Below are 20,208 nucleotides of genomic sequence, written 5' to 3' on the forward strand. Positions count from 1 at the left end.
TGGGTCGCTCGCGGGGGCATGCGGTGCCGGGGCGCCGGAGACGTTCAACTCCAGGAAAAGCGCCGGGCCGGATTGCCCATGATGGTGATGTTGGGCGGAATGCGGCCATACACCACGCTGCCCGCACCGACCTTGACGTTGTCGCCGATGACCGTGCCGCTGGTGATGACGCAATTGGGATGGATCGACACGAAGTTGCCGATCTTCGCGCCGCCGCCGATGGAGCAGTGGCTGTTGATCTGGCACCAATCCCCGACGCGGACATCGTGCCCGATGACCGTATATTCCTGGACGCACACGAAATCGCCCAGCTGGACATCCACCGAAATGCCGACACGGGGTGCGATGATGCAGCCACGGCCCAGCCGGGCATGCCGCGTCACATGGGCCTGGGGATGCACGACCGTGGCGAAGTCGACGTCGTGGACCGATCGCAGTACCTCGGTGTACTTGTATCTCGCCATCGGATCGCCCAGTGCGGCCATGAAAACGTCGCCATCCACGGGGGTGTAGGTCAGGGGATCGCCCACGATGCCGATCGAGCGCTGCATGCCGTTCAGCGCCGAAGTGCGCGAATCCAGAAAGCCCTTGGGGCGAAACAGCGGGTTGTCGTCTTCGATATACGTCAGGACTTCGCGGCCGAAGCCACCAGCGCCCACGATGAGCAGGTTCCGATGCGGAGCGGACGTATCCGTGGAGGGCGTAGCCATGAGGGGGGATCAACTGATGGTGAGGCCGCCGTCCATCACCAGCGTCGTGCCGGTGATCCATCGGCTGGCCTGGGACAGCAGGAACACGGCGGCATTGGCCACGTCCTCCGGCTGGCCGAAACCGAGCGGGTAGTTGCCTCGCTCCTTTTCCATCGAGCCCACGAGCGTGGCGGTGGCGTCGAGCAATGGCGTTTCAACCAGGGCGGGCGAGAGGCAGTTGGCTCGGATGCCCCGCTTGACGACCTCCATCGCGAGGCAGCGCATCATCGCAATCAATGCGGCCTTGGTGCCCGAGTAGGCGGCCACTCCCGGCACGCCGATGTGCGCGGCGATCGAGGCGATGAACACCATCGATCCTCCCGGCGCGATCAGGTTGCGCTTGAGTAGTGCCTGCGTCAGCAGTATCGGGGCGTCTACGTTGATGCTCTGCACTTCGCGCAGATGCTGTTCCGTGATCATTCGCACGGGAGACAGGCGAGAAATGCCTGCGCTGTGGACGATGCCGTTCAATGGCACAGAAGCGATCTGCTCCACCAGCGCGGAGCGATCGGTAGGCTGAGTCAGGTCTGCACGCACCACGAGGTGCTCGGCTGCCGGTGCGACGGCTTGCAGTGCCTGCAACGTGCTGGTGAGGCGCTCTTCGTCGCGGCCCACGCCGATGACCTGAGCTCCCATGCGTGCGCAGGCGATGGCGATGGCATGGCCCAGGCCCGAAGTGGCCCCCGTGACGAGGATGCGCTGTCCCTGCAGGTGGAAGGGGGTGGGCGTTGCGTCCATCGGATCAAGACTCCAGCATGGCCGGGAAGCGAGCCCCTGCAATGTCCAGGATGCACGTGCCCCAGGACAGGCCGATGCCGAAGCCGCTCAGCAGCAGCTTGTGCGTGCCGCTGGCCAGCGTTTCGTTCAGGCGCGCGGTCATGGTAACCGGCAGGGTCGCCCCGCTGGTGTTGCCGTAGTCGGCCAGCGTCGATGGAACTTTCTCAGGAGGGAGTGCCAGCTTCTTGCGTATGGTCTCGTTGATCATCCGGTTGGCCTGATGGAAGACGAAGTAGTCCACATCGTCCTTGGACACGCCTGCATATTGCAGCGTGCGCTCCACGGCCGGAGGAATTTTCTGCGTGGAGAAGCTGAGCACGGCCGGTCCGTCGAGGAGGAGGCGGTCCGGCCATTGCAGTTCCCCGTCCTCGTCGCGCGTGGGGATGCTGTGATGAAAGGCATAGGGCTCCCGATGCCCACCCACCGGTTTGATGATGGCTTTGTAGCCGCTGCCGTCGCTGTTGAGGTCGAAATACATGGGCGCGGCTGAAGGATCGAATTCCAGTGCGGTCGCCGTGCCGGCGTCGGAGAACAGCGGGTCCTTTTCGCTTGCGGAGCGGTCTCCCACCAGCAGCAGGCCCTTTTTCACCGTGCCGGACGCGATCATGCTGCCCAGCAGGTGCAACCCGAACGGGTAGCCAGAGCAGCCGAGATTCACGTCGAACGCGATCGTGGACTGCGACAGCCCGAGCTTGTCCTGCAGGATGATGGCGGTGGAGGGAATGGGATAGTCGGGCGACTGCGTCACGACGATCAGCGCGCCCACGTCTTCGCGGGCCCACTGCAGTTCCTGCAGCAGCTTTTCGGTGGCGTCTTGCGCCAGATCGGAAAAGCATTGCCACGACGCGCACAGGCGGCGCTGCTGGATGCCGATGTTGCGAACCAGCCTTTCCCGCTCCGAGCGGATTTTCGGAGGGCAATCCTCGAGGTTGGAAACCACGCGCTTGGGCACGCAGCTCGCCATGCCTGCAAAGCGCACGTTGTGCAGGGTGGAAAGGCCCATGGTGGTCTACCCCAGCAGCTTGTAGAGGTCCGTGACCGTGACGCAGTTCTTCAGGTCGTCGCCCACGATGGTTTTCCCGTACTCCACGTCGAACATCACGATGACACCCAGGGCGGCAAGGGAGTCCCACTCGGGCAGAGCACGCAGTTCGGTATCCACGGTGACCTCCACCGGCTCCTGGAAATCGACGGCGGTCAGAAAGCTTTCGATGAATTGCTCGATGGAAGGCGAAGGCATGCGTACTCCAGAATAGAAAATGTCGCTGAGACCAAGATTTCGGCCTCCAACGGCAGTGTATTAGCCCCGGATGCCTTCTTCTTCAGCCCTGCAGGAGTTTCAGCACCTGCTGGGGCAACTGGTTCGCCTGGGCCACCATCGCAGTGCCCGCCTGCTGCAGGATCTGCGTGCGCGATAGGTTCGCCGTTTCCTTGGCAAAGTCGGCATCCACGATGCGGCCGCGGGCTGCCGACATGTTCTCGCCCTGGATGTCGATATTGGCGATGGCATTTTCGAAGCGGCTTTGCAGGGCCCCGAGGTCAGCGCGCGCCGAATTGACCTGATCGATCGCGCTGTCGATCTTCTTGAGGGCCACCCAGGCCTGGCTCTGCGTTCCGACATCGACGCTGTCGATCCCCTTTTGGCCGGTACCCGTGGCGTTCGTCAGCGTGGGCGGGGTAAAGCCCGTATTGGCCACGGTGAATCCGGTCGTGCCGCCGAACGTGACGGTCTCCGGCACGGGGGGGACGGCATTCGTCAGTTTCGAGGAGGCGAACTCCAGCCCGTAGCTGCCGTCGTCGTTCTTGGTCAGGAAGGCGGTCACCCCCGTATCGGCCGTCTTGTTGTTGATCGCCGAGATCACCTGGCCGAGCCGTTCCACGCCCGAGCCGGCGGCCTTGATGCTTCCCAGGTCGATGGCGGAGCCCGAACCGACCTGGATCGTCAGGCCGCCTGCAGGGATGGCGCTGCCGAAGGCGGAGATCGACGTGTCCGACGCGTCCACGGCGATCGCGGTGCTCGTGCTCGAGTACATGATGCTGGACAGGCCCGAGGCGCGGGTGTCCGCCAGGGCGCCGAGCGTGACGTTATCGCCGGAATTGGCGCCCACCTGGAACAGGGCGCCCGCAAAGCTGCCGTCCAGGATCTTCTGGCCGTTGAAGCTGGTCTGCTTGGAAACGCGGTCGATTTCGTCGGTGAGCTGCTTGACTTCGGACTGCAGCGCGGCCCGGTCGGCCTTGCTGTTCGTCGCATTGCTGGCCTGAACGGCCAGTTCGCGCATCCGTTGCAGCATGTCGCCCACCTTGCCCAGTGCGCCTTCTGCCGTCTGGGCCAGCGAGATGCCGTCGTTGGCGTTGCGGGAGGCCACGGCCAGGCCCTTGACCTGGGTGTTCATGCGCTCGGCGATGGCCAGGCCGGCCGCATCGTCCTTGGCACTGTTGACGCGCAGGCCGGAAGACAGCCTCTGCATGGTGGTCGTCAGCGAGGCTGCCGACATTCCCAGATTGCGCTGGGCGTTGAGTGAGGCGATGTTGGTGTTGATCGTCGAGGCCATTACGGAACTCCTTCGCAAAAGGGACAAGGCACAGCTGCCGTGGCCAAGGACACCACCATCAGCGGGCAACCCTAGCGTTGGGAGAATTCTCCCCAGGTGGGGTTTTCCTGGCGTGGGGAAAAAAGGGCGGAAAACCGTCCATATCCACCCTTGTGGGAGGTGGCTGACCCGGGCGGTGCCGGGAAAAGTCGATTTTTTTGCGTGGAGACGCTCAAGTTCTCCAGGGCCTGCCCGATAACCTAACCAACAGGTTCAAGCGAATTTGTTGACCGGCAAGCGATGGATGGGTTCACGTGACTGCCGCCCCGGTCTTGGCAGCTGGCCATGGGGGTCAGCGTTGTGATCGGCGGTCTAGCCGGAATTTAAGTTACCAAGGAGCATTTCAATGGCCTCTACCATCAACACCAATATTGCTTCGCTCAACGCACAGCGCAATCTGGGCATGTCTGCGAACTCTCTCACCACCTCGATGCAGCGCCTGTCTTCCGGCCTGCGCGTCAACAGCGCCAAGGACGATGCCGCCGGTCTGTCGATCGCCGAGCGCATGAACACCCAGATCAAGGGCCTGACCGTGGCAGCCCGCAACGCCAACGACGGCATCTCGCTGGCCCAGACGGCAGAAGGCGCCCTGGGCAAGGTCGGCGACATGCTGCAACGGATGCGTGAACTGTCGGTGCAGGCCAGCAATGCCACCAACAGCACCAAGGACCGCGCTGCACTGCAGTCTGAAGTGAAGCAGCTCACCGACGAAATCGACCGCGTCGCCAAGCAAACCAGCTTCAACGGCCAGAAGATCCTGGACGGCAGCTTCGCAGGCGCCCTGTTCCAGGTGGGTGCCAACTCCGGTGAAAACATCACCGTCGGCGCCCTGACCAATTCGTCGGCTGCGGGCCTGTCGAACATCGAGTACTCCACGGGCAGCGTGACCTCCCTGAATGCTTCCGACACGACGGTCACGGGCTTCGGCACCAAGATCGCCGCCGGTGGCCTGACGATCCAGGTGGGCTCGGCATCCGCCATCGATCTGGGTGAAATCAAGGCTGCCGGTTCTGGTGTGGAACGCCTGGGCCAAGTGGTTTCCGCAATCAACAACAAGTCCGCCGACACCGGTGTGACCGCCTTCCTGACCAAGAAGGACGACGGCACGTACGACCTGGAGTTCGCTTCGTCCAAGCTGAACAGTGCAACGCCTCCCGTGCCGGAAACCATCACCTTCGGCGGCACCACCGGCTTCTCCGTGGCGAACACGGGCTTCGCCGCCCCGACGCTTGCGGCCGCCACCGGCACCGCCAAGAAGGGCATCGACACCGTGACCGTCGCGACGCAGAAGGACGCATGGGTTTCCCTGAAGAAGATCGACAGCGCGATCGATCAGGTGAACTCCGCACGTGCCGACCTCGGCGCTCTGCAAAGCCGCTTCGAGAACTCGGTGGGTAACATCGACATTCAGGCCGAGAATCTGTCGGCATCGCGTGGCCGGATCGTGGACGCCGACTTCGCCAAGGAAACGGCAAACCTGTCGCGCACGCAGATCCTGCAACAGGCCGGCACCGCGATGGTGGCACAGGCCAACCAGCTGCCACAGGGCGTTCTGTCTCTGCTGCGTGGTTGATCAGTGGCTTAAAAAGGGGGGCGGAGCGGTCCGAACCCTTTTAAGCGGCGACAGGGCCACTCCTGTCGCCGCTTTTCCTGCTTTTAGATCGAAGCGATTCTCGCCACAATCGTGTATTGATTGTTGATGGCGGCCCCGGCTGCCTGGGAGACCAAAATGGGTATTACCTCGATAGGCATTGGCAGCGGGCTCGACGTCGAAACCATCGTCACCAAGACGGTGGCGCTGGAAAAGCAGCCCCTCGTTCAGCTGCAAGCCAAAGCGGACACCATCCAGACCAAGATTTCCACGTTCTCCCAGGTGAAGTCGCTGCTCTCGACCTTGTCGGACGCCGCGGCCAAGCTGACCCGGGACAGTGCGTGGAACGGCATGGCGGTCAGCTCTTCCAACAGTGCGGCCGTCACGGCCACGGTGTCGGGAATCGCCAGCGCATCGTCTTTCGGTGTGAGCGTGCAGCAACTGGCCCGCGCGCAATCGAATGCTTCCACCGCCGTCGCCAAGGACTCTGTCATTGGCGCAGGCACCATGACCATCCAGTTGGGCACCTGGGATTCCACTGCGAATCCACCGACCTTCGGCGTGGGGTCCTCCAAGCCGATCAATGTCTCGGTCAGCGCGACCGACACGATCACGAACATCGCCGCCAAGATCAACGAGGGCGACGCTGGCGTCACGGCCACCGTGTTGCGCGATGCCTCCGGGGAGCGGCTCCTGCTGCGTTCCAAGACCACCGGGGAAGAGTCGGGCTTTCGCGTGCAGGTGGCGGAAGATCCGGCGGCGCCGGGCCTCTCCAAGCTCGCCTTCGATCCGCAAAACTCCCCAGGCGTGGGTCTGGCGGCCAATACCATCCAGTACGCACAGAACACGCAGGCCAAGATCAACGGCATCAGCGTGACGTCCAAGGACAACACGTTCACCGAAGCCATTCCCGGGCTGACCCTGACGGTGTCGCAAGTGACCACGACCGACGTTGAAATGGGGGTGAAGGCCGATACCGCCACGATGAAGAAGAACATCCAGGATTTCGTGGATGCCTACAACGCCGTCAATGACCTGCTGGGTTCTTCGACCAAATACGACAGCGAGAGCAAGACCAAGGGCGTGCTGCAGGGCGACAGCACGGCGGTCGGGCTGCAGAACTCGCTGCGGGCGGCCATCGGTGCCGCAGTCGGCGGTACGTCTGCCCTGCAGACGCTCTCCGACATCGGCCTGGAAGTGCAGCGCGGCGGCAAGCTGACGGTGGACAACACCAAGCTGGACAACGCGCTGAAAACGCCCGACACGCTCAAGCAGCTGTTTGCGTCCGACCCGGCCTCGGGCGGCACGGGCACTGGCGCTGCCGTTCGCATGAAGTCGTTCACCTCTGGACTGCTGTCGCTGGACGGCCTGATGAACAACAAGTCCGACGCCCTCGACCTGGAAGTCAAGCGCAACACGTCCGACCAGGAAAAGGTGAACAACCGCGCGGCCGTATTGGAAAAGCGAATGCGCGCGCAATACACCGCGCTGGACACCCAGATGGGCAGCCTCTCGGCCCTCAACAGCTACATCACGCAGCAGGTCGCCCAGTGGAACAAGTAAGCCCGGTGTCCGGGCCCGCCGCCGCCGCGCGGCCGGCCTGAACCCTGGGTCACTCTCCGTTGCGCCACCCTGCCAGAACGCCAAAACACCTCGTAAATGTCCTTGAGTTCCTTCTTGATCTGCCGATATTGAATGTAAGTAGCATGAAGGAGTTCTCGATGTACACGCCAGTCAGTTCCCGCGCCGCCTCGGTCTATCGGCAGGTCGGTGTGCAATCCAGTGTGGATGGCGCCTCGCCCCATCAATTGATCCAGATGTTGTTCGACGGCTTGGTGCAGTCGCTCAACGCGGCCCGCGGCTCCATGCAGCGCGGCGATGTGGAGGAAAAGGGCCGTCAACTGGGCAAGGCCGTGCGCATCATCGAAGAGGGCCTTAAGGGAGCGCTCAATCCCGCCCAGGGTGGTGAACTGGCCGCCAATCTGCGGGCCCTGTACGACTACTGCGTGGGCCGGCTCACCATGGCCAACCTGCGCAACGATGTCACCCTGGTGGAAGAAGTGGTCAACCTGATCGTGCCGGTGGCGCAGGGTTGGGGCGAGATCGGTGCCGGCGGCCGTCCTTCGGCCTCCGGTGGGAGAAACTAAGAATGTCTGAAATGCTCATCGATTACTACAAAGCCATCGAAGACAGCAGCGCCAAGATGCTGGAGGCTGCCAAGCTCAAGGATTGGGACGGCGTGGTTCGCTACGAAGGCGCCTGCGCGGTGCTCATCGAGCAACTGCGATTCAAGGCCCAGGAGCACGATCTGCTGCCGGAGCACCGCCGGGAAAAGACGCGCATCATGCAGCGCATCCTGAGCAACGATGCCCAGATCCGCTGCCTGGCGGAACCCTGGCTGTCGCAGTTCGAGCATTTGCTGGAGCGCCAACCGCAGATGATGCATTGAGGAGGGAGGGGGTCGTCCCCTCGCCGGGCTGCCTGCCCGGCCAGTGCCAAGCGGCGCCATCGCGCAGTGCAGCGAGCGGTGGCGGCCAGCAGGCTGGCGCGCAGTGCGCCTTCGGCAGTGTTGTTTTCAGGATCGCCGCCGCCGCCAAGCGGGGTTGAGGCGGGTGGTGTATTGAATCGAAAGCCCATGCGGCGCGGCTGTATCAACCGCAGCGGTGCAAGGAATTACCAGTCAAATGGCCTTCCAGTGCAATAAGTACTAAGGCGTTTCGCTATAAAAATAATAGCAAATGATGGGTTCGATGTTGCGGGCTGGCGTCAAACCTGCATGTTCATGATGTCGGTGTAGGCCTGAACCATGCGGTTGCGCACGTGCAGCGTGGCCTGAAAGCCGATCTGGGCCTTCTGGATCGCCACCATGGTTTCTTCCAGGCTCACGGCCGGGTTTTCCATCTGCACTTCCTTTTGCAGGTCGGCCGCCCGGTTCTGGGAGGCGCTGACCGACTGCAGCGCGCCCTTGAGCGCCGAGGAAAACCCCACTTCCTGCGAGTCCTGCGGTGCCGCGGCACGGCGCGCAAGGCCAGCGCCTGCAAGTGGCGTGGTGGGGCTTGATATGCGGAGGTCCATGGCTGTGTCCGAAGGAATGGCGGGATGGTGCAATCCTAGGGGGCCGGCGCCGCGCCATCCTGGGGAATAGATGGTGAAACGACGGCCTTATCTCGGCTACGTCGGCAAGGGGCTCGTCCAATAATCGCCCCACGCCAACCCTCTGCCGGGTCGGACCTTTTGGAAAGCACCATGTCCGCAGTTGCTGAAGTCCCTGTCATCAGTCCCGCCAACCCCTCGTGGATGCAGCGGTTTTCCGCGCTCGAACGGGGCCAGCGGATGCGCCTGGGCGCAGGCATGGTCTTGCTGATCGCTGCCGTGGTTGCCGCGGTGGTCTTCAGCCGCCAGCCGGACTACCGGGTGCTGTTCGCCAATCTGAGCGACAAGGACGGCGGCGCCATCGTGGCCCAGCTGTCCACGATGAACGTGCCCTACAAGTACGCCGAGGGCGGCGGCGCCATCCTGATTCCGGCCGAGCGCGTGCACGACGTGCGCCTGCGCCTGGCCACCCAGGGCTTGCCCAAGGGCTCGGTGACGGGCTTCGAGCTGATGGAGACGAACCGGTTCGGCGTCACCCAGTTCCAGGAGCGGCTGAACTTCCAGCGTGGCCTGGAGGGCGAGCTGACCCGGTCGATCCAGGCGCTGTCTTCGGTGCAAAGCGCACGCGTGCACCTGGCTCTGCCCAACCAGAACGGTTTTTTCCGCGAGCAGCAAAAGCCTTCCGCGTCCGTGCTGCTGAGCCTGTTCCCCGGCCGTTTCCTGGACCGCACGCAGTTGGCCGGGATCGTGCATCTGGTGGCCTCCAGCGTGCCGGAGCTGTCGCCCTCCGCCGTGAGCGTGCTGGACGACACCGGCAAGCTGCTGTCGCAATCCCCCGACACGGCTGCCGGTTCGGGCGTGGACGCACAGCAGCTGAGCTACGTGCAGCAGATCGAGCAGCAGTACACGCGCCGCATCCTGGACATCCTGGAGCCGGTGGTGGGCAAGAACAACGTCAAGGCGCAGGTCACGGCCGAGGTCGATTTCAGCCAGACCGAATCCACCTCCGAGCAGCATCGCCCCAACCAGACGCCCGACGCCAGCGCCGTGCGCAGCCAGCAGGTCGTGGAAAGCGCCGGCACCCAGGGCGCCCAGCCGCCCAGCGGCGTGCCCGGCGCCACCAGCAACCAGCCGCCCCAGCCTTCGACCGCGCCCATCAACGGCGCCAACCCCGCACCGACGGCCGCTGGTCAGCAGGGCGCGCAGGGCACGGGCAGCAAGCGCGAATCCATCACCAACTACGAAGTGGACAAGACCGTCCGCGTGACCCGCGGCGGCAGCGGCGCCCTCAAGCGCGTGAGCGCGGCGGTGGTGGTGAATTACCAGGCCGTGGCGGAAGCCGCGGGCAAGGCGCCCACCAACAAGGCCTTGTCGCCCGAGCAACTGGAGCAAATGACGGCGCTGGTGCGCGAAACCATCGGCTTCAACAAGGAGCGTGGCGACTCGGTGAACCTCATGAACACGCCGTTCCTGGTCGATTCCACGCCGGTGGTGGACTTGCCGCTGTGGAAGCAGCCCGAGATGATCGAGCTGGCCAAGAGCCTGGGCTGGCCCGTGGGCATGTCCCTGTTCGCGGCCATGGTACTGCTCGGCTTGGTGCGCCCCGCCATCAAGGGCATGGGCAAGCCCCGGGCGATTCCGGTGGCCCAGGGCGGACAGCTCGACGCCATCGAGGCGGAAGAGCCGCAGCGCCCGGCGCTGGCCGCGCCGTCCAAGCCCGAGGAGGTCGCCCAGACGCCCGAGCAACTGCGCCTGGAAGAGGCCCGTGTGCTGGCCAAGGAGAACCCGATGGCCGTGGCGAATATTCTCAAGACGTGGGTCAACGGCGAGTCGTGACGCGGCGCCGTGCGATGATTTCCCACCGACGCATGAAACCACGAGCTTTCCATGGATGACCAAGGCCTGAACGATGCTGCGATTTTGCTGATGTCCCTCGGCGAAGAGGAAGCCGCCGAGGTCTTCAAGCATCTGTCGCCGAAGGAAGTGCAGAAACTGGGCGAAACCATCGCCCGCATGCGCTCGGTTTCGCGCGAGAAGGTCGATTCGGTCATCAACCGCTTTTCCGGCGACGCCGCGGCGCAGAGCCTGCTGGTGTCCGACACCAGCAACTACGTGCGGTCGGTGCTCAAGCGCGCGCTGGGCGACGACAAGGCCGCGTTGCTGATCGACCGGATTCTCCAGGGCGGTGACGTTTCCGGCATCGAAAGCCTGAAGTGGATGGACCCGCTGTCGGTGGCCGAGTTGCTGCGCAACGAGCACCCGCAGATCGTCGCCGCCATTCTGGTGCACCTCGATTCCGAGCAGGCCGCAGCCGTGCTGATGCAGCTCACCGACCGCCAGCGCAGCGAAGTGCTGCTGCGCGTGGCCACGCTGGAGGGCATTCAGCCCACCGCGCTCAAGGACCTCAACGAGGTGCTGTTCAAGGTGCTGGCGGGTGGCGACAAGATCCGCAAGAGCTCGCTGGGCGGCGTCAAGGCGGCGGCCGAGATCATCAACCTGCTGGGCTCCAACATGGACAGCGTGGTGCTGGAGTCGATCCGGGGCTACGACCCCGACCTGGCCCAGAAGATCATGGACAAGATGTTCGTCTTCGACGACGTGGCCAAGCTCGACGACCGTGCGATCCAGACCGTGCTCAAGGAAGTGGCGTCCGAAACGCTCATCGTGGCGCTCAAGGGCGCCGTGCCCGAGCTGCGCGAGAAATTCCTGGCCAACATGTCGTCGCGCGCCGCCGAGGCCATGCGCGAAGACCTGGAGTCGCGTGGCCCGATGCGGCTGTCCGAAGTCGAAGCCCAGCAAAAGGAAATCCTCAAGACCGTTCGCCGCCTGTCGGATGAAGGCCAGATCGTGATCGGAGGCGGCGGTGATGACGCATTCGTATAACCCGCGCAGCTACACGCGGTTCATCCCCAGCGAAGAGGTCGGGGAGGTGACCCAGTGGCAGTTCGGCGCCGTGGACGGATCGGATTTGCTGCCCCCCGTGCCGGAGCCCGAGCCGGAACCGCTTCCGGTCGTCTTCGACGAGGCCACGCACCTGAGCGCCCTGGAAGCGGCGCGGCAGGAGGGCTTCGAGCAGGGCCGCGCGCATGGCGAGGACAAGGCCGGACTCGAGTGGCAGCAGCGCATGGACGACTACATCGCCGGCCAGGGCCAGGAGGTCGCGCAGCGGATGGACCAGGTGGTGCAGGCGGCCCAGGCCAGCCTCGTCCACATGCAGCAGCATGTCGCGCAGGAAGTGCTGCAGCTGGCCTGCGACATCGCCCGCCAGGTGATCCGCCAGGAACTGTCGAGCCAGCCGCAGGCCTTGCTGCCCGTGGTGCGCGAAGCCCTGGGCATGCTGATCGCCGAAGGCCGCCCGGCCACGGTGCGCATGAATCCCGCCGACTGGGAGGTGCTTGAAAAACCGTTGGGCGAAGCCTATGCGGGGGCCAAGGTGCAGTGGCTGCCCGATGCGGCCGTGGCCGTAGGCGATTGCTTCGTGGAGTCGGCCGGGACGGTGATCGATGGCTCGCTGGGCCGGCGCTGGGAGCGTGCAATTGCCGCGCTGGGCCTGGCGTCCGCCTGGGATGCTGAAGGGGAGAAGGCCCATGGCTGACACCCTCCCTGAATGCTCGCTGTTGCCGGATGCACCCGCCGAGGCCGATGTCCAGAGCCCGGCGGACACGGCCTGGGGCCGTTTCATGGCGGATGCGCGGGCCCGTGTGGCACAGGGCGCCCCACTGGAAACCCGCGGCACGCTCACCCGATTGACGGGGCTGGTGCTGGAGGCCGTGGGCATCCGCGTGCCCGTGGGGTCGCAGTGCATGGTGCAGATGCCCGGCCACGAGCCCGTGCTGGCGGAGGTCGTCGGGTTCTCGGCCGACCGCGCTTTCCTGATGCCGGCGGGTGACATCCACGGGCTGTCCAGCGGCGCCAGCGTGGTGCCTGCGGCGGCGTACGTGCCCCAGCCGAGGCTGGGCGAGGACGCCCGGCCATCGCCGGCCGCTGGCGTGCTCCGGTTGCCGATGGGCGACGGGCTGCTGGGGCGCGTGATCGATTCCCAGGGCATTCCGCTGGACCATGGCGGTGCCGTGGTCAACGTGAACTCCGAGCCCATGGACCGGCGCCAGATCAACGCCATGGACCGCGATCCCGTGCGCGAGACCCTGGACACGGGCGTGCGTGCCATCAACGCCCTGCTCACCGTGGGGCGCGGCCAGCGCCTGGGGCTGTTCGCCGGCTCCGGCGTGGGCAAGAGCGTGCTGCTGGGAATGATGGCCCGCTACACGCAGGCCGATGTGATCGTCGTCGGCCTGATCGGCGAACGTGGCCGCGAGGTCAAGGAATTCGTGGAAGACATCCTCGGCGAGGAAGACCGGGGCCGCGCCGTCGTGGTGGCGGCGCCGGCCGATGCGCCGCCGCTGCTGCGCATGCAGGGCGCCGCGTACGCCACAGCGATTGCGGAGCACTTTCGCGACAAGGGCAAGCACGTGCTGCTGCTCATGGATTCGCTCACCCGCTATGCCATGGCGCAGCGCGAGATCGCGCTGGCCATCGGCGAGCCGCCCGCCACCAAGGGGTACCCGCCCAGCTGCTTTGCCAAGCTGCCGGCGCTGGTGGAGCGCAGCGGCAACGGATTGCACGGGGTGGGCTCCATCACGGCCTTCTACACAGTGCTGTCCGAAGGCGATGACCAGCAGGACCCGATCGCCGATGCGGCGCGCGCCATCTTGGACGGGCACATCGTGCTGTCCCGCGCGCTGGCGGAAACGGGGCATTTCCCGGCCATCGACATCGAGCAGTCGGCCTCGCGCGTGATGCACAACGTGGTGTCGCGGGAGCATTTCGAACTGGCCCGGCGGTTCCGCGCGGTGTATTCGCGCTACCAGAAGAGCCGTGACCTGATCCAGGTGGGCGCCTACATGAGCGGCTCCGACCCGGCGCTGGACGAAGCCATCCGGCTGCAGCCCGCCATGGCGGACTTTTTGCAGCAGAACATGTTCGAAGCGGCGCCCATGGGCGAAAGCCTGGGCTTCATGGGCGCGGTGCTCAACCATTGATGGGCCAGGGGTGAACCGACCATGTCTTCGCTGAATGCTTTTCTGGTGGCCGTCGAAATGGCCGAGCGCAAGCGCGACGAGGCGCGGCAGGTGCTGCAGGACGCGCAGCGCGCGCGCCAGGCGTCACAAGCGCAACTGCAGCAACTGGAAGGCTACGCGCTGGAAACCCAGGGACGCTGGGGGGCGCAGGCCGACACCACCGTCAAGCCCGAAGTCATGTACCACCACTACCAGTTCATGGACCGGCTCGCCCATGCGGTCGGCCTGCAGACCGGGGTGGTGGGCGATCAGGCCGGGCGCGTGGAGCATGCCACCCGTGCCGTGCTGGCGGCCGAGTTGCGGCTGGCGGCACTGAAGAAAGTGGTCGAGAAACGGCGGATCGAGATGGACAAGCTCCAGGCGCGCCGCGATCAGAAGCAAACCGATGAGCGCGCTGCGCTGCAATTCGGCAAGGAAAATGCAACCCAGGGCCAGCAGGGGCCGCAGGAGTGGTGAACATGGAACCGACACGCATCAACAGCTCGCACACGACCCACGAAACGCGCGGCGCGCGCGCCGCCGGCAAAGCCGGCGCGGCGCAGGATGCCACGCAGCAGGGTGCGGGGCAGGGCGGCTTCTCTCTGCTGCTGGCCGCCATGGACACCACCGCACTCGGGGACGGCACCGCAGACATCATGCAGGCCGATTCCGGCGCGGCCCAGGCCCCCTGGCTGCAGGCCGGCGAGGCCGGTGCACTGCCGTTGGACCCTGCCGCGCTGGCGGCGCTGCAAAGCGGTCAGCTGTCCACCCAGGTGCCCATCCAGGGCCAGGGGCAGCTCCCGGCGCAGGGCAGTGCGCAGCAGGGGGTGCTGGGCCAACCGCTGGGCCGGGTGCTGGGCGACAACGCCGGCACCGGCGCTTGGGCCAATGGGTTCAGCGGCCTGATGGACTCTGGCAGCCTGGTCGGTCAAACGGCCTGGATGGACCGCGCAACGGATCTGTCCGATACGGCTGCGGCTGCTCCGGTGGCCCCTGGCACCACCCCTTACAAAGGCCTGCAGGCACGTCTCTCTGCGGCGGCGGGCTCCTCCGCTGCTGGCTTGGGCGTGGATCCGTCCACGGCGGGCACGGGCGCTGCGGCCCTGCGCAATGCGCTGGGCAAGGAAGACAAGAAGCCGGCTTCGGCAGAGATGTCTGGTGCATTGACCGCAGCGGTCGCCGCCATGGCACCGGATCGGCGCGATGGAGCGGGCGCCGTCGGGGTGTCGGCATTGGCGCGGTCACCGCAGGATGCCTTGGGTGCGGCTGCACCGGTCGCTGGCGCACTGGCTGAAGCGGTGGCCTTGCGCTCGTCGGAGCGTGGCGCGGGGTCAGGGGCCTCCGATGGTCCATCCTCACGGGGTGGCGGGCCTGCGGCCGAGTCCGGAATGGGCTTTTCCCTGAGCGACGCACCGGTGGCGACCGATGGCACAGGGGTGCTGGCCGACCCCTCCCAGGTGGGCGTGGAGGACCAGATCGCCGAGCAGGTCGCGTACTGGGTGCACCAGAAAACGCAGAACGCCGAACTCACCATCGATCGGGAAGGCCAGCCAGTGGAGGTCATGGTGTCGCTGTCGGGCAACGAGGCGCATGTCACGTTCCGCAGCGACCAAGCCAACACTCGCGAATGGCTGGACTCCAGCGCGGCGCAACTGCGGGATCTGTTGCGCAGCGAGGGGCTGGAGTTGTCCGGTGTCACCGTGGGGCAGTCGGGCAGCAACGGGGCCGGGGCTTCGGGCAGTGATGGCCGTCGCCCGGCTTCGGACCGCGACGGACCGGCACGGCATGCCCAGGTGCAGGCTGCCGCCGGCGTGGGCTCGGGAGCGGGCTTGGCCGTGAAGAGCCCTTCGGGTTCCGCCCGCGCGCTGGACGTCTTTGCCTGAACGCAAGCCGGCCTGGGCATCCTGGCGCACCGGGCCGAAGAAGGGCCGGAGGCGGCAGGCCCGGGTGGGCCGACATCCCGCATCGGTTCTGGACGGCGCGCAGCCCTAGGAGGCTGAAAGCCATGGTTTTGGGCTTTTATTCTGGCTATTATCGAAAGCCGGGACGCCCAATAATGGGGACATCGAGTGAGGTGTGCCGCCTGTGCGGCCCTCGCTGTGCCGCCCTGTCCTGAATTTGTTGCGCAAGGAATCCCAACGTGTCTGCCAATCCTGCCGCCGCAGCGCCGCCCAAGGCCAAGAGCAAGAAGATGCTCATCATCGGTGTGGTCGTTGCCCTGCTGGTCATCGCTGGTGCAGGCGCGGCCTGGTTCATCATGAGCAGCCGCAGCCATGCCGAAGACGAGGAGGGCGCAGAGGCCCGCCCCCATGCCCCGGCAGCGCCCAAGGTGGCGCCCACCTTCCTGCCCATCGACAACATGGTCGTGAACCTGGCCGATACCGGTGGAGAGCGGTTCGCCCAGATCGGTCTCACGCTGGAACTGGCCGATGCGAAAACGGCGGAGCAGGTCAAGCTGTACCTGCCGAGCATCCGCAGCGCCATCCTGATGCTGGTGTCCCAGCGCACCTCCGAGGAGCTGCTGGGCCGCGAAGGCAAGGAAAAACTGGCGACCGACATCCGGCGCGAAGTCTCCAAGCCCTTGGGATACACGGTGCCCAAGCCCCGCAAGCGCCCCGCCAGCCAGGAGGTGGAGGACGAAGAAGAGGCACCGCGTGCGAAGTCTGCTGCCGATACGAATCCTGTGCGACAAGTCCTTTTCTCCAGTTTCATCATCCAGTGACGGCGACAGGAGACTGCCATGAGTGATTCATTTCTGTCGCAGGAAGAGGTCGACGCCCTTTTGGAGGGTGTCACGGGTGAGAGCCAGAAGTCGGTCGAGGAAGTGGCCGAGACCGGAGCGGTCCGCAATTACGACATCTCCAGCCAGGAGCGCATCGTGCGCGGCCGGATGCCGACGATGGAAATCGTCAACGAGCGGTTCGCGCGCAACTTCCGCATCGGCCTGTTCAATTTCATCCGGCGCAGCCCGGAAATCTCGGTGGGCACGGTGTCGGTGCAGCGTTACAGCGCTTTCCTGCGCGAGCTGGCGGTGCCGACCAACTTCAACATCGTTGCCATCCGTCCGCTGCGTGGCAGCGGGCTGATCGTGTGCGAGCCGTCCCTGGTGTTCGGCATCATCGACACGCTGTATGGCGGCGTCGGCAAGTTCCAGACCCGCATCGAAGGGCGGGATTTTTCCCCGACCGAGCAGCGGGTCATCAACCGCCTGGTCGATGTGATCTGCGCCGAATACAAGAAGGCATGGCACGGCATCTATCCGCTCGAGCTGGAGTACCAACGTTCGGAAATGCAGCCCCAGTTCGCGAACATCGCGACCCCCAGCGAAATCGTGGTCTCCACCGCTTTCCAACTGGAAATCGGGGATCTGTCCGGCGCGATTCATATCTGCATGCCCTATGCCACGCTGGAGCCCATCCGCGATGTGCTGTATTCGTCCACGCAGGGCGACTCCATCGAAGTGGACCGCCGGTGGGTGCGCGTGCTCACGCGGGAAATCCAGGCTGCCGAGGTGACGCTGGTGGCGGAACTGGCCAAGGCCGATGCCACGGTGGAGCAGTTGCTGGCCATGAAGCCCGGCGATTTCATCGAACTCGACCGTGAACCCCGCATCCGTGCCTCCATCGGAGGCGTGCCCATTTTTGAGTGCCAGTACGGCACGCACAACGCGAAATACGCCATCCGGATCGAGGAATGCCTGCGCAATTCCGATCTGAGCTGGCTGGGAGAAAAGAATGTCAACTGAAGGCGACAACGACAACAAGGACGCTGGCGCGGACGATCCGTTTGCTGGCTGGGCCGAGGCGCTGGAAGAGCAAAAGCGCACGGACGAGCCTGCTGCGGACCAGGGTGGCCCCCTGGCTGGCGACCCGGTGCGGCCTTTCTCGGCCAACTCGGACTCTCCGGTCAACGACATCAACATGGTGCTGGACATTCCGGTGCAGCTGTCGGTGGAGCTGGGCCGGACCAAGGTGCCGATCAAGTACATCCTCCAACTGGCACAAGGCTCGGTGGTCGAACTGGACGCGTTGGCTGGCGAGCCCATGGACGTGCTGGTCAATGGCTATCTCATTGCCCAGGGCGAGGTGGTGGTGGTGAACGACAAGTTCGGTATCCGCCTGACCGATGTGGTCACGCCTTCGGAACGCCTGCGAAGGGTCAGCCGTGGATAGCGCGGGCGGCAACATGACGCAGACGCTGGTCATCGTCGTGCTCTTCGTGGCGGCCATTGCCACGCTGCCTTGGTGGATCCGGCGCATGCAGCAACGCCAGGGCGGCGGGCCGGGAGCGGCGGCGAGCGCCGCGTCCAAGGTGGTCTCTACCGTGGGCATCGGGCCACAGCAACGCGTGATCACGGTGGAAGTGGGGCCGGAGCACCAGCGGACCTGGCTGGTCCTGGGGGTCACGGCGCAGCAGATCCGTTGCCTGCATGTGATCGACCCTTCCGTGTCTGCCGGAGCGCCCCGGGGCGCGATTCCTGCGCCGTCCTTTGCCGATGAGGTGGCCGCAGCCAGGTTGCGGGGGCAAGAGGCGCCCCATGGCTGATCGCCGGCGCGCCTGGAGCGGGTGGGCTTTGGCGGTTGCCGCCACGGTTTTCGCTCCGGCGGCACTTGCACAAGCGGCACCGGGTTCGTTGCCCGTGCTGGTCGGTTCCGGCAACGCGGGCACGAGCTTTTCGGTGCCCATTCAGACGCTGCTGTTCTTCACGGCCCTGTCATTTTTGCCGGCAGTGCTGCTCATGATGACGGGCTTCACCCGCATCGTGATCGTGCTGTCACTGCTGCGCCAAGCCATCGGCACCCAGTCGGCACCGCCGAATCAGGTGATCGTGGGGCTGTCGCTGTTTCTCACGTTCTTCGTGATGGGGCCCACCTTCGATCGCGTGTACCAGGACGCCTACGTGCCTTACACCGCGAACACCATCACGTTCGAGCAGGCGCTGGAGAGGGCGGAGGCCCCCATGCGCGGCTTCATGCTCAAGCAGACGCGCCAGTCCGACTTCGCCCTGTTTGCCCGCCTGGCCAAGCTCGATGCAGGGGCCACGGCGGAAACCGCGCCCCTGCGCGTGCTGGTGCCGGCATTCGTGACCAGCGAGCTCAAATCCGCGTTCCAGATCGGGTTCATGATCTTCATTCCGTTCCTGGTCATCGACATGGTGGTTTCCAGCATCCTGATGTCCCTGGGCATGATGATGCTGTCGCCGGTGCTGGTCGCATTGCCGTTCAAGCTCATGCTGTTCGTGCTGGCGGACGGCTGGAATCTGCTGATCGGCTCCCTGGCCGCCAGTTTCGCCACCTGAGGAGCGCGCATGACCTCGCAAATGGTTTTGACGATGGGGCGAGACGCCCTGACTTTGCTGCTGATGATTTCGATGCCGGTGCTGGGCGTGGTCATGGTGGTGGGGCTGCTCGTCAGCATCTTTCAGGCAGTCACGCAGATCAATGAGGCCACGCTCGCCTTCGTGCCCAAGCTGATTGCCGCCATGGTGGTGTTCGCCATTGCCGGCCCCTGGATGATCACTTCGCTCGTGGACTTCATCCGCAGAACCATCGAGTCCATCCCGTCGGTCGTGTCGTGATCACGTTTTCAGAGGCCCAACTGGTGGCTTGGTTGTCACCGATCCTCTGGCCTTTCCTGCGCATCCTGGCCATGTTCATGGTGGCGCCGGTGTTCTCCATGCGCGTGATCCCGATGCGGGCCAAGATCGGCTTGGCCTTCCTCATTTCGGTTTGCGCGCAGGCCGCCCTGCCGGATCAGCCCATCATCAACATCAACGGGCGCGAGGCACTGGGTGCCGTGGCCCAGCAACTGGCCGTGGGGGCCGCCATTGGCTTTGCGGTGCGCTTGGTGTTCACAGCGGTGGAACTGGCGGGCGAGGTGATCGGCCTGCAGATGGGGCTGAACTTCGCATCGTTCTTCGATCCCTCCAGCAACACGCAGGTGAGTGCCGTTGCCCGGTTTTTCGGGCACATGGCCATGCTGCTCTTCGTGGTCATCAATGGCCACCTGATGGTGCTGATGGCGGTGGTGAAAAGCTTCGACAGCTTTCCTGTGAATGGCCATTTCATGCAGGCCCTGGGCCAGTTGCGACTGCATGATCTGGGCGCTTCGCTCTTTTCCAGCGCCCTATGGATCGCCTTGCCCATGATTGCCCTGTTGCTGTTCGTGAACATGGCTATGGGCATCATCTCGCGCGTTGCGCCGCAGATGAACATCTATGCGGTGGGTTTTCCCGTGACGCTGACCGTGGGCCTTCTTGGCATCGCGGCGACCCTGCCCATGCTCGAGCAGCCCGTCATGGCGTTGATGCAGCAATCCATCGATCTTTTCGCTTCACAGCGTTAGACGGC

General features: G+C 64.9%; 23 protein-coding genes. 17 read left to right on the forward strand and 6 right to left on the reverse strand.

The window, feature by feature from the left end; all coding sequences use genetic code 11:
• Positions 1-44: 44 nt before the first annotated feature.
• From AVAK2825_RS22390 to AVAK2825_RS22410, 5 genes are all read right to left on the reverse strand, one after another.
• Positions 45-710: a NeuD/PglB/VioB family sugar acetyltransferase gene (locus AVAK2825_RS22390; protein WP_284402647.1), complete on the reverse strand. Its 666-nt coding sequence runs from the start codon at positions 708-710 to the stop codon at positions 45-47.
• 9 nt (positions 711-719) lie between these two features.
• The gene (locus AVAK2825_RS22395; RefSeq protein ID WP_284402648.1) at positions 720-1,487 is read right to left on the reverse strand and encodes an SDR family NAD(P)-dependent oxidoreductase; all 768 of its coding nucleotides are present in this window, start codon (positions 1,485-1,487) and stop codon (positions 720-722) included.
• 4 nt (positions 1,488-1,491) lie between these two features.
• Complete coding sequence (locus AVAK2825_RS22400) at positions 1,492-2,529, reverse strand: ketoacyl-ACP synthase III (RefSeq protein ID WP_284402649.1); 1,038 nt, start codon at positions 2,527-2,529, stop codon at positions 1,492-1,494.
• A 6-nt stretch (positions 2,530-2,535) separates the two neighbouring features.
• Entirely contained in the window at positions 2,536-2,766 is a 231-nt protein-coding gene (locus tag AVAK2825_RS22405; RefSeq protein ID WP_284402650.1) for an acyl carrier protein, read from the reverse strand.
• An 82-nt stretch (positions 2,767-2,848) separates the two neighbouring features.
• Positions 2,849-4,078, reverse strand: coding sequence for a flagellin (locus AVAK2825_RS22410; protein WP_284402651.1), 1,230 nt, complete (start codon positions 4,076-4,078; stop codon positions 2,849-2,851).
• A gap of 385 nt (positions 4,079-4,463) precedes the next feature.
• On the opposite strand from AVAK2825_RS22410, the gene AVAK2825_RS22415 reads away from it, so the two are divergent.
• The 4 genes from AVAK2825_RS22415 (at position 4,464) to AVAK2825_RS22430 (ending at position 8,157) form a co-directional block, all read left to right on the forward strand.
• Positions 4,464-5,690, forward strand: a complete 1,227-nt coding sequence (locus AVAK2825_RS22415) for a flagellin (protein ID WP_284402652.1) — start codon at positions 4,464-4,466, stop codon at positions 5,688-5,690.
• A 156-nt stretch (positions 5,691-5,846) separates the two neighbouring features.
• Positions 5,847-7,271: a flagellar filament capping protein FliD gene (fliD, locus tag AVAK2825_RS22420; protein ID WP_284402653.1), complete on the forward strand. Its 1,425-nt coding sequence runs from the start codon at positions 5,847-5,849 to the stop codon at positions 7,269-7,271.
• 158 nt (positions 7,272-7,429) lie between these two features.
• Positions 7,430-7,855, forward strand: a complete 426-nt coding sequence (fliS, locus tag AVAK2825_RS22425; RefSeq protein ID WP_272565397.1) for a flagellar export chaperone FliS — start codon at positions 7,430-7,432, stop codon at positions 7,853-7,855.
• Positions 7,856-7,857: 2 nt separating this feature from the next.
• Positions 7,858-8,157, forward strand: a complete 300-nt coding sequence (locus AVAK2825_RS22430) for a flagellar protein FliT (protein ID WP_092745692.1) — start codon at positions 7,858-7,860, stop codon at positions 8,155-8,157.
• A 317-nt stretch (positions 8,158-8,474) separates the two neighbouring features.
• Here AVAK2825_RS22430 and fliE read toward each other — a convergent pair whose 3' ends face one another.
• Positions 8,475-8,783, reverse strand: a complete 309-nt coding sequence (gene fliE / locus AVAK2825_RS22435; protein ID WP_272565395.1) for a flagellar hook-basal body complex protein FliE — start codon at positions 8,781-8,783, stop codon at positions 8,475-8,477.
• 171 nt (positions 8,784-8,954) lie between these two features.
• Here fliE and fliF point away from each other — a divergent pair, with 171 nt between their 5' ends.
• The 13 genes from fliF (at position 8,955) to fliR (ending at position 20,203) form a co-directional block, all read left to right on the forward strand.
• The gene (gene fliF / locus AVAK2825_RS22440; protein WP_284402654.1) at positions 8,955-10,637 is read left to right on the forward strand and encodes a flagellar basal-body MS-ring/collar protein FliF; all 1,683 of its coding nucleotides are present in this window, start codon (positions 8,955-8,957) and stop codon (positions 10,635-10,637) included.
• Between the two features lie 51 nt (positions 10,638-10,688).
• Complete coding sequence (fliG, locus tag AVAK2825_RS22445) at positions 10,689-11,684, forward strand: flagellar motor switch protein FliG (protein ID WP_272565391.1); 996 nt, start codon at positions 10,689-10,691, stop codon at positions 11,682-11,684.
• On the forward strand, positions 11,668-12,396 hold the full coding sequence (locus AVAK2825_RS22450; RefSeq protein ID WP_284402656.1) for a FliH/SctL family protein: 729 nt from the start codon (positions 11,668-11,670) through the stop codon (positions 12,394-12,396). Before fliG ends, AVAK2825_RS22450 begins: the two co-directional genes overlap by 17 nt.
• A gap of 85 nt (positions 12,397-12,481) precedes the next feature.
• Positions 12,482-13,840 carry a flagellar protein export ATPase FliI gene (gene fliI, locus AVAK2825_RS22455; RefSeq protein ID WP_284402669.1) on the forward strand — a complete coding sequence of 453 codons (1,359 nt, stop codon included), beginning with the start codon at positions 12,482-12,484 and terminating at the stop codon, positions 13,838-13,840.
• Between the two features lie 21 nt (positions 13,841-13,861).
• Positions 13,862-14,335, forward strand: a complete 474-nt coding sequence (locus tag AVAK2825_RS22460) for a flagellar export protein FliJ (protein ID WP_284402657.1) — start codon at positions 13,862-13,864, stop codon at positions 14,333-14,335.
• A 2-nt stretch (positions 14,336-14,337) separates the two neighbouring features.
• Positions 14,338-15,741, forward strand: coding sequence for a flagellar hook-length control protein FliK (gene fliK / locus AVAK2825_RS22465; RefSeq protein WP_284402658.1), 1,404 nt, complete (start codon positions 14,338-14,340; stop codon positions 15,739-15,741).
• A gap of 257 nt (positions 15,742-15,998) precedes the next feature.
• Positions 15,999-16,580: a flagellar basal body-associated FliL family protein gene (locus AVAK2825_RS22470; protein ID WP_284402660.1), complete on the forward strand. Its 582-nt coding sequence runs from the start codon at positions 15,999-16,001 to the stop codon at positions 16,578-16,580.
• An 18-nt stretch (positions 16,581-16,598) separates the two neighbouring features.
• Positions 16,599-17,603 carry a flagellar motor switch protein FliM gene (gene fliM, locus AVAK2825_RS22475; protein WP_272565382.1) on the forward strand — a complete coding sequence of 335 codons (1,005 nt, stop codon included), beginning with the start codon at positions 16,599-16,601 and terminating at the stop codon, positions 17,601-17,603.
• Positions 17,593-18,030 carry a flagellar motor switch protein FliN gene (gene fliN, locus AVAK2825_RS22480; protein WP_284402661.1) on the forward strand — a complete coding sequence of 146 codons (438 nt, stop codon included), beginning with the start codon at positions 17,593-17,595 and terminating at the stop codon, positions 18,028-18,030. The genes fliM and fliN overlap by 11 nt, the downstream gene beginning before the upstream one ends.
• Positions 18,031-18,043: 13 nt before the next feature.
• Positions 18,044-18,403, forward strand: a complete 360-nt coding sequence (locus AVAK2825_RS22485) for a FliO/MopB family protein (protein WP_272565378.1) — start codon at positions 18,044-18,046, stop codon at positions 18,401-18,403.
• Positions 18,396-19,157 (forward strand): flagellar type III secretion system pore protein FliP, encoded by a 762-nt coding sequence (gene fliP / locus AVAK2825_RS22490; RefSeq protein WP_284402662.1) that lies wholly within the window; start codon positions 18,396-18,398, stop codon positions 19,155-19,157. Before AVAK2825_RS22485 ends, fliP begins: the two co-directional genes overlap by 8 nt.
• A 9-nt stretch (positions 19,158-19,166) precedes the next feature.
• A complete protein-coding gene (fliQ, locus tag AVAK2825_RS22495; protein ID WP_272565375.1) occupies positions 19,167-19,436 on the forward strand; it encodes a flagellar biosynthesis protein FliQ in 270 nt (89 codons plus the stop codon).
• Positions 19,433-20,203 carry a flagellar biosynthetic protein FliR gene (gene fliR, locus AVAK2825_RS22500; protein WP_272565373.1) on the forward strand — a complete coding sequence of 257 codons (771 nt, stop codon included), beginning with the start codon at positions 19,433-19,435 and terminating at the stop codon, positions 20,201-20,203. Before fliQ ends, fliR begins: the two co-directional genes overlap by 4 nt.
• Positions 20,204-20,208: the final 5 nt, after the last annotated feature.

Origin of the sequence: Acidovorax sp. SUPP2825 (assembly GCF_030158995.1) — a bacterium.
Classification (GTDB): Bacteria; Pseudomonadota; Gammaproteobacteria; order Burkholderiales; family Burkholderiaceae_C; genus Paracidovorax.